This window comes from Flavobacterium sp., from assembly GCF_043773265.1.
In the GTDB taxonomy this organism is placed as follows: domain Bacteria; phylum Bacteroidota; class Bacteroidia; order Flavobacteriales; family Flavobacteriaceae; genus Flavobacterium.
Genome location: NZ_JAYVFH010000268.1, coordinates 1 through 15217 on the forward strand (window position 1 = coordinate 1; position 15217 = coordinate 15217).

Consider the following 15217-nt stretch of genomic DNA (forward strand, 5'->3'; position numbering starts at 1 on the left):
TTGTTTAATTAAACAAATGTTAATCAATATATTAAACTAAATAAAATTAATATTTTTAAAGATTCACTACTTCAACAAGAAAGTTAAAAATATGTCAAGGAAATATTATTTGTTTAATTATTTCGTTATTTCATTAAACAAATTATTCATTTATTTAAACAAAAAAAAATTATGAAAACAAAAACAAAAAAATTAAGACTGTTTGCAATTATTGTATTTTTAGGAATTTCATTACTATCATGTAATGATGATGATTCGCAAACAACAACTGACACTACCATTACTGGTATAGCTTCAAGTAATTCTAATTTAAGTATACTTGTTCAAGCATTAACTAGAGCCAACTTGGCCGCAACATTAGAAGGAACTGGACCATTTACAGTATTTGCACCTACAAATGCAGCTTTTAATACTTTTTTAACTGCAAATGGCTATGTTACAAACGGAGATCCTGATATAAATACAGTTCCTGTTGCTGCTTTAACACAAATTCTAAAAAATCATGTTGTAAGTGGTGCAGTTCAATCTAGTGGATTAATCAATAATTCTTACATCAAAACTCTTGCATTAGGAAGTGCGTCAACATCTAATACTTTAAATATGTATGTTATTAATACAACTGCAGGTGTTAAATTAAATGGAATTTCTAATGTAATTACTACAACTGCTGGAACAACTTTTAACATAATTGCTTCAAATGGTGTAATTCATACTGTAGATACTGTTATTGGGTTACCAACCATTAAGACGCTTGCAGTTGCAAATGGAAGATTTTCTACTTTAGTTACTTTATTAAGTGGAGCAGGATTAGTTCCAACTTTAGATGGAACATTAGGTTCGCCGTTTACTGTTTTTGCACCAGATAATGCTGCTTTTACAACATTTGAAACTCAAAACCCAGGAGTTCTTTCTAGTTTAACTCCTGCGCAAGTAAGTTCAGTATTAACATATCACGTAGTTGGAGGTGCAAATGTATTATCGACTGGAATTCCTACGACACCAATACCTACATTAGAAAGCGGTACTTTTAGTGTTTCTGGAACTACGATCACAGACGAAAAAACTAGATCAATTGGTATTATTGCAGTCGATATTCAAGCATCAAATGGTGTAATTCATGTGGTAAATAATGTACTTTTACCAAATAGTATTCCATAAAAAAAGTAATAAAAAATAAACAAAGATAAAAGCCGTTTCAATATTGAAACGGCTATTTTATACTATTCTAAATAAAATGGAGTTTTTCTATTTCTTACCTAATTTCTTTTGTTCTTCGGCTTGTTCCATCATTTCTCTCATCTTTCTTTGAAACTTACCTTCGGCTTTAGGTTTAGCTTTATTTTCTTGAATCTTAGCATGAATTTTATCACTATCGATAAAATACTTTTTTATAACTAACATGATTCCAATAGTAATTAGGTTAGACATAAAGTTGTATAAACTTAAACCTGAACCATAACTATTGAAGAAAATTAACATCATTATTGGAGAAAGGTAAATCATGATTTTCATGATTTTGGTCATATCTGGCATTCCTTCTTGTTGTGGTTGCGCCATTGCATTATCGCCAGAAGTCATTTTCATGTAAAAGAAAATAGCTATTGCAGCAAGAATTGGAAACAAACTAACGTGATCACCATATAGAGGAATATTGAAAGGTAATTTGAAAATTTGATCAAAAGATGATAAATCTTCTGCCCAAAGGAAACCTTTTTGTCTTAGTTCTATTGCAGAAGGAAAGAATTGAAATGAAGCATACATAAACGGCAACTGAATTAATGCTGGAATACAACCTGCCATTGGATTTACTCCTGCTTTGTTGTATAATTTCATTGTTTCTTGTTGCTTTTTCATAGCGTCTTTTGAATATTTTTCGCCAAGTTCTGCAATTTCTGGACGAAGAACTTTCATTTTTGCTTGTGAAAGAAACGATTTAAAAGTAATTGGCGACATTGCTAGTTTTATTAAAATTGTAAATACTATAATAGCAATTCCTAATCCCATAAAAGAACTTAAAAATCCAAATAATGGTATAAAAATAAATTTATTAATCCAACCGAAAATTCCCCAACCAAGTGGAACTATATCTTCGATGTTTTTATTATAATTATTTAATATTTTATAATCTGTTGGGCCATAATACCAATTCATTTTATAATCTAATTCGCCATTTTTGAAAGCTAATGGCATTGTAGATTTAAATTGTTTAGTAAAAATCGTGTCCGTTTTTTGATCTTTAACTAAATCTGTAGAACTTATTTTTACATTAGCAATAGGTGTTTGAGATAGTAAAATTGAACTAAAAAAGTGTTGTTTGTAGGCAATAAATGTTGCTTTTTCTAAAGTTTCATCTTCTTGTTTACCTAGTCCTGCATAGGATACTTTTTCATTATTTTCAAAATAAATTTCGGCATAACGATTTTCATAAGCTACACTTTTCTCGTTGCGGAATGCCTTTAAATCCCATTGTAAATCGGCAGTTTTTGATGTGTTTAATACTTTATTCAATCCTTGAGAACGAATATCAAAATCTACCATGTAATCATTTTCATTAATTACATATTTGTATTCTAAAAACTCGGTTGGACTTGTTTTTAATTTCATGGAAAGAATTTGATTTCTTCCGCTTTTAGTTAATGTTGGCTCAAAGAATAAGTCTTTGGTGTTTAAAACTCGATTGTCTTTAGTTTGTAGTTCTAGATTAAAATTAGCATTATTATTTTTAATTAAATCTACTAATTGACCTGAATTTTTATGAAATTTTTTAAAGTTTTTTAAAGTTGCTTCTGCAACATATCCACCTTTGTTGGCAATTTTTAATGATAAAAAATTATTTTCGATTGTTGAAAAGCTTTCTTTGGCAGAAGGTAAAGTTGCAGAGTAGGCAAAACTACCGAGTGCTCCAGCAAGTTTTTGAAGTTTAACTGTGTCATTAACAGTAGAATCTATTGCTGTTGCAACAATTTGCTTAGTTTTTACATCTTTATCTTTATTGACTTTGTCAATTTTTTCTTGTTTGGATTTAGCAACTTGTTCTTTTACTTCGTTTTGTCTTGAGTTATACATCATCCACATTACAATGAGGAATATTAATGCAAAACCAATTATTGAATTTTTGTCGAATTTCTTTTCTTCCATAGTATGCTTAATTTACTTTTTCTGAATTCATATCAGAATTTTAATATCTTTTAGTTAATTATTGGTTAGTCGTTGTGTTGACTTTTTTGTTTCAATGTATTGAAGGTTTATTAGGACCTTGATTTTATGCGAAATACTTATTCTTTTAGCCCTGATTACTTCACTGACATCTATTTTCATAGGAGTTCAGTGAACTTCGTTTGCAGTGGAAATCTTTTTTTAATTGCTTTGGGTTAAAACCCAAAGCAATTAAAAAAAATTGGAACGGAAAGCAGGAATTGCGATTGTTGAAAATGCCTACTGTTTCGCTTGTAATCATTTAAAATTTAAACCTAAAAGGTTAAAAGAAACCTGTTAGGAATTTATTTTTTATTTTTTACCATTGCGGCCACAAAGCTAACAAAAATTGGGTGCGGATTGGCAACGGTGCTTTTATATTCTGGATGGTACTGAACTCCAATGAAAAATGGGTGGTTTTTTATCTCGATTATTTCTACCAAACCTGTTTCTGGATTGATGCCAGATGCTGTTAATCCTGCTTTTTCTAACTCGTTTAAATATTTAGAATTGAACTCGTAACGGTGACGATGACGTTCTTCTATTTGCGATTTTTGGTATATTTTGTATGCTAATGTGTCTGGTTTTATATCGCATTTCCATGCTCCAAGTCGCATTGTTCCACCTTTATCTGTAATGGTTTTTTGCTCTTCCATTATGTTGATTACTGGATGCGATGTGCTTTCGTTCATCTCGGTAGAATTGGCGTCTTTGTAACCCAAAACGTTTCTAGAGTATTCTATTACAGCCATTTGCATTCCTAAACAAATTCCGAAAAACGGAATATTATTTTCTCTTGCGTAACGAACGGTTTCTATTTTTCCTTCAATTCCTCTTTCTCCAAAACCTGGCGCTACTAAAATTCCGTCAAGAGAAGATAATTTTTCTTTAACATTCTCTTTATCAATATATTCTGAATGAATACTAATTATATTTACTTTAGTTTCGTTGGCTGCACCAGCGTGAATAAATGATTCGATTATTGATTTATAAGAATCTTGAAGTTCGACATATTTACCAATTAGTCCTATGTTTACTGAGTGTTTTGGATTTTTTAATCTATGCAGAAAGGTATTCCAGTTTTTTAAATCTGGTGCGGCTTTTTTAGGAAGATTTAATTTTTTTAATGCTACTACGTCTAAACCTTCTTCGAGCATTAAATTTGGAACTTCGTAAATAGTTGAAGCATCGATAGATTGAATTACAGCTTCGCGTTTTACATTGCAAAAAAGTGCTAGTTTTTGACGTAATTCATCAGATATTTCGTGTTCTGTTCTACAAACTAAAATGTCGGCTTTAATACCACTTTCCATTAAAGTTTTTACAGAATGTTGTGTTGGTTTGGTTTTTAATTCTCCAGCAGCAGCAAGATATGGAACTAAAGTTAAATGTATTACGATTCCGTTATTTTCTCCAAGTTCCCAAACAAGTTGACGAACAGATTCTATATATGGTAAGGATTCTATATCGCCAACAGTTCCTCCAATTTCGGTAATAACTATGTCATAATCGCCAGAATTTCCTAGCAATTGCATACGTTCTTTAATTTCGTTTGTAATGTGAGGAACAACTTGAACTGTTTTTCCTAGAAATTCGCCACGACGTTCTTTTTCTATAACTGATAAATAAACTCTTCCAGTAGTTACATTATTGGCTTGTGATGTTGGAACGTTTAAAAATCTTTCGTAATGACCTAAGTCTAAATCGGTTTCTGCACCGTCGTCAGTAACATAACATTCGCCGTGTTCGTAAGGATTTAAAGTTCCTGGATCTACGTTTATATAAGGGTCAAATTTTTGGATTGTAGTTCTGTAACCTCTTGCTTGAAGTAATTTTGCTAAAGATGCTGCTATAATTCCTTTACCTAATGAGGAAGTTACACCGCCAGTAACAAAAATGTATTTCGTTTGGTTCATTGTTTTTTTTTTAGACAACTTGAAAGTTGTCTGTGCTGTTGAGTTGTTGTTTGTTATTGTGTTTTAGTATAAAAAACGATGCAAAAGTACAATTTAATTGTAGAATTAATTGATTTTCTAGCAGAATTTATTTTTTTAAATCGTTAAGAAATCAAGGAATATTAAGGTTTTGGATATTGCTTTTTTATGTTTCTAATTAATTCTTCTAATCCGTTTAATTTTAGTTCGTAAACTAGTTTTAGTTGCTCACCTAGTTCACCTTTTGGAAGCCGATTATTATGAATCCAAACCATATAATATTCAGGAATATCAATCAGATATTTGCCTTCATATTTGCCATAAGGCATTTTGGTATGAGCAAGTTTTATTAATGATTTTTGTTTGTCGTCCATTTTATTTGTCGCAAAGGCACAAAGTTACTAAGATATTATTGGTTAAATAATATTCATTTATTTTAAGTAAAAATTTTAATGTTTTCTGAAATTATTTCATTTTTGAAATTACAAAAAATTTAACCGAATACTAATCCAGAAGCTTCAAGACTGAACACTGAATTTTATTTCCAATTAAAAGTAATTACCTTTTCTAAATCTGGATGAAGTGAATTAATTACAGGACAAGTCATTGCTGCTTTTTCTAGAATTTTTCTGGTTTTTTCGTCTTGAAATTTAATAAAGGTTACATTAATTTCAATCTTGGCAATGCGTCTTGGTTCGGCTTGCATTGTTTTAGTAACTTCGGCTGTTGTGCCAGAAATGTCGATGTTTAAATCTTGGGCTTTTATTCCCATAATTGTTAAAATACAACTTCCTAATGCGTTGGCTACTAAGTCTGTTGGCGAAAACGCTTCTCCTTTTCCGTGATTATCAATTGGTGCATCAGAAAGAATTTCTGTTCCTGATTTCAAATGGATTGATGAAGTTCTTAAATGTCCTAAATAGGTTACTTTGGAAGTCATTATTCTGCTTGTTTTATAGTTAAATCTGTATCGTAATATAAAATATAAGTTCCGTTGTTTACAAAACCACCAGATAGTTTTTTTAGATAATCAAATTTGTTATCAATTTGTTCTGTTGCGGTAGTTATTGTTTCTTCAAACGATTTGTCTTGTGCTAATCTTAACATGGTATCAAATGTTAAATCAAAACCACGAACAGCATATTGATTTGGTAATACTTTATTTTTCTTTTTATAAGCTTGTTCAAATTTTTGTGCATCATTAGAATCATTATCTCTAGAAATTGAAGGATATGCCATTTTTAGTTTTGCTAAACGAGATAATTCTATTTCTTCAAAATTCAACATTTCATTTGGTTCTAGTATTACTAACTGAACTTGAAAATTCTTTATTGAAGATTCTAAAGCTTTAATAGTTGTAGTAATTGAATAATAATTTTCTGTTTCCATTATCACAAAGTTCATTCTATCGGCAACAAAATGTTTTTTTATACTATCAACTACAAATCCAGCTTTATCTGTTAGACCAACAATTTTTACTTCTTTATAATTATCGGATATGTATTGTTTTATTTCTGGTTTTTTTGTGTCAATTACTGCAATTATGTTTCCGTTTTTGGAATTCATATAATCAAACATTACTTTTTTAATGTCATCATTTTTTGGCATTGATTGATATAAATTCTTAAATGATTTTCCTTCATCTTTAGACAATGGCGAAATCACTGGAATATTTTGGTTTTCTAAAACAGCTGCAACTTTTTCAACATTTACTTGATAAAAAGGTCCGATTACTGCGTTTGTTTTACTAAAATCAGTATTAGAAATTATGTTCAGCGCGTTTGTAGTATTCTTAGTTTCTTCGGAATCAAATATTTTTATATCCATATTAATGCCTAAAACTCTTGCAGAATCTATTGCCATTAATGCACCTGAATAAAAATCGAGTGTCATGTTTAAAAATTTATCTTTCTTTAAAAGTTTAGAAAATGGAGTAAGCGAATCGTTTTTAACTTTTGTAACATTGAAAGGTAAAAACAGAACTAGTTCTTTTCGATTTTGTTTTTTAATTGTTTTAGATAAATCTTTGAAACTGTTTTTTTCTTCATTATCAATTATACTATTTGCCGGAACTTTAATAACCATTGCTTCTTTTAAACCATCTTTGAGTTCTGGGTTAAAGCTAATCAATGAAGCTTCTGACAATCTAAATTTCTTTGTTAAGCTATACAAAGTTTCACCAGATTTAACAATATAATCTACAACTTGAATGTCTTTAGCAATTATTTCTTTGGGCTTTTCAATTGCTTTAATTTCATTTATAATGGATGTATTATTTATATTGTTTTTATTAATTTTTAATATAAAACCAATTGGAAGATTATCAACAACTTCTGGGTTTTGCCTTTCTAATTCCTCAACTGAAATTGCATATTTTGTTGCAATAGCATATTTGGTTTCTTTGGGTTGCACTTCATGAGAAATTGTAATTCCGTTTCCTTTAACTTTTGGTGGATTTACATTTTTTTGAATTGTTAATACTTGTTCTGGTTGCAAACCATCAGTTTTTAAGAAAGGATTGTTATTTTCTAATTCTTCTTGTGATATATTATAAAGTTTTAAAATTGCATATAAAGTTTCTTTGGGTTTTACTGTATGAGTTTGAGATGATTTAGAAACAACAGCAATTGGTTTTTGAACACTTTTAATTTCACCTTTTTTTATCAATAATTTCTGTCCTATTTGCAAACCATCAATGGCATTTGGATTATTTTTTTGTAATTCATCAAGTGATATTTTATAAAATTTGGCTATATTATATAGATTATCACTTTGTTTTACAACATGAAATATTGCATTTGTAGATGTAGTTTTTGTTTTCGATTCCTTAGGGTTTTCAACTTGTTTTTTTACTTCAGTTTTTTCAGAAACAACTGGTTTAGTTTCTGTTTTTACAATTCCATTATCGATACTTTTTGGTATTAACACAATAGAATTTGGTTTAACTCCACCTTGAGAATCTGGATTTAATTTATAAATATCATAAGGCGTTACTTTATACTTTTGGGCAATTGTTTGAATAGTTTCGCCTTCAAGAACAGTATGTTTCACAAAATTCTGACCAAAGAGAGAAGTTGTAAAAACTAAAACTAAAATAAAAAAAAACTTTTTAAACATAACTTTAAATTTTAATTGCAATGTCAAAAATCAAATTCAATATCAATAAAAAAGATATAGATTTAAAACTTGAAATTGATTTTTGACATTGATATTGTTATTGATATTTATTCCCATTCTATAGTTGCTGGTGGTTTAGAACTAATGTCATACACTACTCTATTTACACCTTTCACTTTATTTATAATTTCGTTTGAGATTTTCATCAAAAACTCATATGGCAAATGTACCCAATCGGCAGTCATTCCATCAGTGGATTCTACTGCGCGCAACGCTACAACTTTTTCATAAGTACGTTCATCACCCATTACTCCTACACTATTTACAGGAAGCAAAATTGCTCCAGCTTGCCATACTTTATCATACAAACCGTGAGATTTTAATCCTTCAATAAAAATTGCATCAACTTCTTGCAAGATACGTACTTTTTCTGGCGTAATATCTCCCAAAATTCTTATCGATAATCCTGGACCAGGAAAAGGATGACGACCTAATAATTCGGCATCAATTCCTAGTGTTTTTCCAACTCTACGTACTTCGTCTTTGAACAACATTCTAAGTGGTTCAACAATTTTAAGTTTCATAAAATCGGGCAAACCACCAACATTATGATGTGATTTTATTGTAGCACTTGGACCTTTTACCGAAACAGATTCTATTACATCTGGATAAATTGTTCCTTGTGCCAACCAAGATACGTCTTCTATAATTTTCGATTCATCGTCAAAAACTTCTATAAAAACTCTACCAATTATTTTACGTTTAGTTTCTGGATCATCAACTCCAGCTAATTCAGTCAAAAAACGTGCCGAAGCATCAACGCCTTTTACATTTAAACCCATATCTTTATACTGATGAAGTACACTTTCAAACTCGTTTTTGCGTAGTAAACCATTATTTACAAAAATACAATATAAGTTTTCCCCAATTGCTTTATGTAATAAAACCGCTGCTACAGTCGAGTCAACTCCACCAGAAAGTCCAAGAACGACTTTATCATTCTGCACTTTATCTTTTAAATCTTTAATGCAATCATCAACAAAAGCATTTGGAGTAAAATTTTGAGGAACTTCTGCAATTTTAACTAAAAAATTTTCAAGCATTTGTTTTCCATCAGTAGAATGATATACTTCTGGATGAAATTGAATAGCATAAGTTGTTTCACCTTCAATTTTGTAAGCTGCATTTTCAACGTCGTTTGTACTTGCCAGTTTTATTCCGTTGGTTGGTAAATGCTTAATAGTATCACTGTGCGACATCCAAACTTGCGAATTCAAATTTACATTTTCAAAGAATTTTTCGTTCTCCTTAATATAAGTTAGATTTGCTCTTCCATATTCTCTAGTGTTTGATGCAGCAACTTCGCCACCAGAAAAATGTGCTAAATATTGCGCACCATAACACACTGAAAGCAAAGGCAACTTGCCTCGAATGTTAGACAAATCAATTTTTAAAGCATCTTCAGCACGAACAGAAAACGGACTTCCGCCAAGAATAACAGCTTTGTAAGACGATAAATCAGTTGGATAATTATTGTAAGGAAAAATTTCGCAAAAAATATTTAATTCGCGAACTCGTCGGGCAATAAGTTGTGTGTATTGCGATCCGAAATCTAAAATAAGTACGTTGTGTTGCATAGGCAAAAGTACTATTCTCGATTGAAATTAAAAAGTAGAATTTAGAAATTAATTATTTTTTTTGGAGCGAATAGTTTGGGCGTTTTTGGTTTCGTCTTTCCTGCCATACATTCCAATCTTTGGTTGCGGTTTTCGCTTCGCGAAAACCGCAACCAAAGGATTTCCATTTCTGTCAGGGCTAAAGATTTTGGTCTTTTATAAAATATAATTTTCAAATAACAACTTACTTAATAATATTTAGCAAATTTTATTACATTTGAATTCAAAACAAAATAATCTATGAAATTCTATTTACACGCATTTAAAAACTTTGCAAACTTTGATGACAGAGCAAGCCGAACTGAATATTGGATGTTTTTTTTATTTAATACCGCTTTTGTAATTATCTTATATTCTGTAGATTTAATATTTGATCTTGGACTTAAAAAATATGGTTTTGGAATTCTTTACTGGTCTTATGTTTTAATAAGTTTTGTTCCAGGATTAGCACTTGCGGTTAGGCGAATGCACGATTTGGATAAAAGTGGCTGGTTACTCCTTCTTTTACTTATTCCTCTAGCAAATTTATATGTAATTGCATTACTGTGTACCAAAAGTGACGAAGAAGGAAATGCTTTTGGCGAAAAACCAGTAAATAGTGATATTGCCGAATTTATTAATAATGATAAAACATGCAGCACTATAGTAATTATTTCATTAATATGGTTGTTTGTTAACAGATTGAGTTGGACAATTATTTCGAAATCAATTGATGAATACTATAAGAATGATTATTTCAAATATTACAGTGAATTTAATGGATTAACTTGGTCGTTTTTTCCATTATTTTTGTCATTGGCAGTTAAAAATCGAGCTTGGAAAATAGTATTATTAATTTTGTCTTTATTATATATGTTTGTGAATTTTTATGACTTGGTTCAATCTCATCTACAAAATAATCATTTTCAATTTTAATGTTAAAGACTATTATTTTCGTTGCAATTGGTGGCGCAATAGGAAGTGTTTTACGCTATTTAACATCTGTATTTGTAAATAAATATTGGTCAAATCACTTTCCGTTGGCAACTTTAATTACTAATATTTTGGGTTGCTTATTAATTGGAATTTTCATCGGAGTTTTAGAAAAAAATAATTTAGCTAATTCTAATTTGAAATGGTTTTTAGTAACCGGTTTTTGTGGAGGTTTTACAACATTTTCGGCTTTTGGATTTGAAAACATTTCGCTTTTTCAAAATAACAATTTGTTACTAGCTTTTATATATATTGCTATGAGTATAATTACAGGACTTTTTGCAGTTTGGTTAGGACTTTTTATTTCTAAATAAAAACACAAAAATCTGTGTTAATCTGTGTAATAAATGTTCTATTTTTAGTATTTTCGCACACTATGAACGAAAAAGACATTAAAGAAATTCAGGATTTATTGGCTACGCCTAAGAAAATTGCTATAATTCCACATCGCAGTCCAGATGGAGATGCAATGGGATCAACACTTGGTTTATATCACTTTTTATTAAAATTAAATCACAATCCAGTTGTTGTTGCTCCAAATGATTTTCCAGAGTTTTTAGCTTGGTTGCCTTCTTCTGAAAAGGTTTTAGTTTATGAAAATGACAAAGAATATTGCACTAAAATACTTGAAGAAGCAGAAATAATATTTACTTTAGATTTCAATGCGTTGCACAGAACTGGCGAAATGGAAAACGTTTTAAACAAAGTTACTGTTCCAATAATAATGATAGATCATCATCAATCACCAGGAACTTATGCAACTTATACTTATTCAGATACTTCCTTTGGTTCAACATGTGAAATGATTTATAATTTTATACTGTTTTTAAATCAAAAATCACTAATAGATAAAACAATTGGAACTTGTCTGTATACAGGAATATTAACAGATTCTGGTGGATTTAGATATCCAAAAACAACAGGCAAAACTCATAGAATTGTTTCTGATTTTATAGATTTAGGAGTCGAAAATACTGAAATTCCAAACTTGCTTTTTGACAATAATTCATTTGATAGATTAAAACTTTTAGGTCGTGCTCTTCAAAACATGAAAGTTATTCCAGAATTAAAAACTGCATATACATGGCTTTCTCAAAAAGAATTAGACGAATTTAATTATGAAAAAGGTGACACCGAAGGCATTGTAAACTATGGATTAACTATAAAAGGCATTGTTTTTGCAGTAATTTTTATTGAACATAAAGAGGAAAACATAATTAAAATTTCTTTTAGATCTGCAGGCGATTTTGATGTAAATCAATTTGCAAGAAATCATTTTACTGGTGGTGGACACATCAATGCAGCTGGAGGAAAATCTAATGATTCGCTAGAAAACGCAATCAAAAAATTTGAACAAATTATTTCAAAAACAATTATTTAAAATGCAAAATATAAAAATTAGTTTTTTAATAACTTTTATTTTACTTTTTCTTTCAAGTTGTAAAGAACCACAAGCACGAAAACCAATTTCACATTCGTCTGGAACTTTCATGAACGAATCTGTAGAGCGAAATAAAAAATTGGTAAAAAACGAAGAAAAACAAATCGATTCTATAATTAAAAGTAATCCCAAAATAAAATACTTAGCATCACAAAAAGGATATTGGTATCATTATGAACAAAAAAATGAAGTTGATACTTTGCACCCAAAAAAAGGTGATATTGCTTTTTTTGATTATGAAATTAAAGATATAAAAGGTAACATTATATATTCGCAAGCAGAACTTAAACCACAAATCTATGCAGTTGACAAACAAAATATATTAATGGGTTTGCGCCATGGAATTAAATTAATGCGAAAAAAAGAAAAAGTAACTTTCCTTTTTCCATCACACATGGCTTACGGATATCATGGTGATGAGAAAAAAATTGGAACAAACGAATCAATAATTTGTACAGTAACACTAAACGATTTTAAACCCGAAAATAAAACTAAATAAAGTAGAAAAATTAAAATGAAGAAAATAGTCTGCCTATTAATTGTTGTTGCAACAATTTTTACTTCTTGTAAAAAAGAAAATAATAATTTGAAAGATGGCTTATATGCCGAAATTGAAACTTCAAAAGGAAAAATTTTATTAGAATTAGAATATAAAAAAGCTCCAATTACTGTTGCCAATTTCATTACACTTGCAGAAGGAACAAACACATTTGTATCTGAAAATTTAAAAAACAAACCTGTTTTTAATGGATTAAAATTTCATAGAGTAATTCCAGATTTTATGATTCAAGGTGGTGATCCTTTAGGCAATGGCTCTGGCGATGTTGGATATAAATTTAAAGACGAAATAACCGATTTGAAATTTGATAAAGGAGGATTGTTAGCCATGGCAAATTCTGGACCTGGTACAAACAGTAGCCAGTTTTTTATTACTCACAAAGAAACTCCATGGTTAGACGGATTACACACAATTTTTGGGAAAGTTATAGAAAATGGTATGGAAGTTGTAAATACAATTGCGCAAGATGATATCATTAATTCTGTAAAAATAATTAGTGTTGGTGATGATGCCAAGAAATTTGATGCAATAAAAGTTTTTAATGATTATTTTAGTAATAAAGCAAATGAAGACAAAAAAGAAGCCGAAGAAAGAGCAAAAGTAAACGCCGAAGCATTAAAAGAATTTGAAAATGCAAAAACAACAGCTAGCGGATTAAAATATATTGTTCAAAAAGAAGGTACTGGTGTAATGCCAATAGAAACAAGCAATGTCAAAGTTCATTATACTGGAACATTACTAGACGGAAAAGTCTTTGACAGTAGTGTTCAAAAAGGTCAGCCAGTAGATTTCAATTTAAATCAAGTAATTCCTGGTTGGACAGAAGGTTTACAATTGATGAAAGAAGGTGCTAAATATAAATTTTTTGTTCCATATAATATAGCTTATGGTGAACAAGGTTATCCTGGAGTTATTCCTCCTAAAAGTGATTTGATTTTTGAAATTGAATTAATAAAAATAAACAAATAAAATAACTAATATTAAATCTTAAATAATGAAAATGAAATTTAAAATCCTTTGTCTGTTCTTTTTAGGATTGACAATTGCAAACGCACAAACTACAAAAAAAACTGTAAAGAAAGCAATTAAAACTTCAAAAACAGTTGCGGTTAAACCAGCTGTTGTAACTCAATCTGTATTGCCTGTTGCAACACCAAATCTAGGAATTTTTGCAGAAATCGAAACCAGTAAAGGTAAAATTGTAGTTCAATTAGAATACAAAAAAACACCTGTAACTGTAGCAAATTTTGTTTCTTTAGCAGAAGGTACCAATCCAATTGTTGGAGAGAAATTTAAAGGCAAAAAATTCTATAACGGAATAAAATTTCATAGAGTAATTGCCGATTTTATGATTCAAGGTGGTGATCCAGACGGAAATGGTTCTGGTGGTCCAGGTTATGCTTTTAAAGATGAATTTACCGATTTACAACATCATTCAGCTGGAATCCTTTCAATGGCCAATGCTGGTCCAAAAACAAACGGCTCACAATTTTTTATTACACACAGAGCAACGCCACATTTAAACGGAAAACATACAGTTTTTGGAATTGTAGTTACTGGAATGGATGTTGTAAATGCAATTGCTCAAAATGATGTAATTAATTCAATAACAATTGTTAGAAAAGGTGATGATGCAAAGAAATTTGATGCAGTAAAAACTTTTGGAGATTATTTTGCTAACAAAGCCGAAGATGATAAGAAACAAGCTGTAATTGATTCTGAAAATAGAGCTAAACAAGCAATTGTAGATGCTGAAAATAAAGCTAAACAAGCAATCATTGATGCTGAGAAGAAAAAAGAATATGTTGCAAAATATGGTGCTGTAATGATGGCTAAATCTGAAGCATTGAAAAAAATGCAATTAAATGCTACCAAAACTAACTCTGGCTTGCAATACATAATTACTCAAAAAGGAACTGATAAAAAACCTGCAGACGGAACAAATGTTTTTATTCATTATGCTGGATATTTAGAAGATGGAACATTGTTCGACAGTAGTTATGAAGAAGTAAACAAAACTTATGGAAAATTTGATCAAGCTAGAGCAAGTCAAAACGGTTATAAACCAATGGCTGCACAAGCAGGAAAATACCAATTTATTCCTGGATTTGTCGAAGGATTAAATGCAATGTCACTTGGTGATAAAGCAACTTTATTTATTCCATCAAATTTAGGATATGGAGAAAGAGGTGCTGGTGGTGTTATTCCTCCAAATTCTAATATTATTTTTGAAGTTGAATTACTAGAAACTATGCCAACAAAATAATTTAATTTATTAAATTTAAAAAAGCACTAATTTTTCAATTGAAAATTGGTGCTTTTT

13 protein-coding genes are annotated in these 15217 nt (G+C 29.9%); 7 read left to right on the plus strand and 6 right to left on the minus strand.

Features of this window, described 5'->3' with window-relative positions:
- Positions 1 to 171 precede the first annotated feature (171 nt).
- A complete protein-coding gene (locus ACH2BO_RS14200; protein WP_395045392.1) occupies positions 172 to 1158 on the plus strand; it encodes a fasciclin domain-containing protein in 987 nt (328 codons plus the stop codon).
- Between the two features lie 87 nt (positions 1159 to 1245).
- Here the strand turns inward: ACH2BO_RS14200 and yidC are convergent, their stop codons facing one another.
- The 6 genes from yidC to guaA form a co-directional block, all read right to left on the minus strand.
- Positions 1246 to 3138 carry a membrane protein insertase YidC gene (gene yidC / locus ACH2BO_RS14205; protein WP_395045393.1) on the minus strand — a complete coding sequence of 631 codons (1893 nt, stop codon included), beginning with the start codon at positions 3136 to 3138 and terminating at the stop codon, positions 1246 to 1248.
- A 362-nt stretch (positions 3139 to 3500) separates the two neighbouring features.
- Positions 3501 to 5111 carry a CTP synthase gene (locus ACH2BO_RS14210; RefSeq protein WP_395045394.1) on the minus strand — a complete coding sequence of 537 codons (1611 nt, stop codon included), beginning with the start codon at positions 5109 to 5111 and terminating at the stop codon, positions 3501 to 3503.
- Positions 5112 to 5272: 161 nt separating this feature from the next.
- A complete protein-coding gene (locus ACH2BO_RS14215) occupies positions 5273 to 5503 on the minus strand; it encodes a DUF3820 family protein (RefSeq protein ID WP_395045395.1) in 231 nt (76 codons plus the stop codon).
- Positions 5504 to 5667: 164 nt separating this feature from the next.
- On the minus strand, positions 5668 to 6069 hold the full coding sequence (locus ACH2BO_RS14220; RefSeq protein WP_395045396.1) for an OsmC family protein: 402 nt from the start codon (positions 6067 to 6069) through the stop codon (positions 5668 to 5670).
- The gene (locus ACH2BO_RS14225; protein WP_395045397.1) at positions 6069 to 8246 is read right to left on the minus strand and encodes a LysM peptidoglycan-binding domain-containing protein; all 2178 of its coding nucleotides are present in this window, start codon (positions 8244 to 8246) and stop codon (positions 6069 to 6071) included. Before ACH2BO_RS14225 ends, ACH2BO_RS14220 begins: the two co-directional genes overlap by 1 nt.
- Before the next feature lie 107 nt (positions 8247 to 8353).
- A complete protein-coding gene (gene guaA, locus ACH2BO_RS14230; RefSeq protein ID WP_395045398.1) occupies positions 8354 to 9883 on the minus strand; it encodes a glutamine-hydrolyzing GMP synthase in 1530 nt (509 codons plus the stop codon).
- A gap of 279 nt (positions 9884 to 10162) precedes the next feature.
- Between guaA and ACH2BO_RS14235 the strand changes: the two genes are divergently transcribed.
- The 6 genes from ACH2BO_RS14235 to ACH2BO_RS14260 all read left to right on the plus strand — a co-directional run bounded on the left by ACH2BO_RS14235 (position 10163) and on the right by ACH2BO_RS14260 (position 15160).
- Positions 10163 to 10837, plus strand: coding sequence for a DUF805 domain-containing protein (locus tag ACH2BO_RS14235; RefSeq protein ID WP_395045399.1), 675 nt, complete (start codon positions 10163 to 10165; stop codon positions 10835 to 10837).
- On the plus strand, positions 10837 to 11208 hold the full coding sequence (gene crcB, locus ACH2BO_RS14240; protein ID WP_395045400.1) for a fluoride efflux transporter CrcB: 372 nt from the start codon (positions 10837 to 10839) through the stop codon (positions 11206 to 11208). Before ACH2BO_RS14235 ends, crcB begins: the two co-directional genes overlap by 1 nt.
- 62 nt (positions 11209 to 11270) lie before the next feature.
- A complete protein-coding gene (locus ACH2BO_RS14245) occupies positions 11271 to 12275 on the plus strand; it encodes a bifunctional oligoribonuclease/PAP phosphatase NrnA (protein WP_395045401.1) in 1005 nt (334 codons plus the stop codon).
- Between the two features lies 1 nt (position 12276).
- Entirely contained in the window at positions 12277 to 12834 is a 558-nt protein-coding gene (gldI, locus tag ACH2BO_RS14250; RefSeq protein ID WP_395045402.1) for a gliding motility-associated peptidyl-prolyl isomerase GldI, read from the plus strand.
- A gap of 15 nt (positions 12835 to 12849) precedes the next feature.
- Positions 12850 to 13863, plus strand: a complete 1014-nt coding sequence (locus tag ACH2BO_RS14255) for a peptidylprolyl isomerase (RefSeq protein ID WP_395045403.1) — start codon at positions 12850 to 12852, stop codon at positions 13861 to 13863.
- A gap of 31 nt (positions 13864 to 13894) precedes the next feature.
- Positions 13895 to 15160: a peptidylprolyl isomerase gene (locus tag ACH2BO_RS14260; protein WP_395045404.1), complete on the plus strand. Its 1266-nt coding sequence runs from the start codon at positions 13895 to 13897 to the stop codon at positions 15158 to 15160.
- Positions 15161 to 15217: the final 57 nt, after the last annotated feature.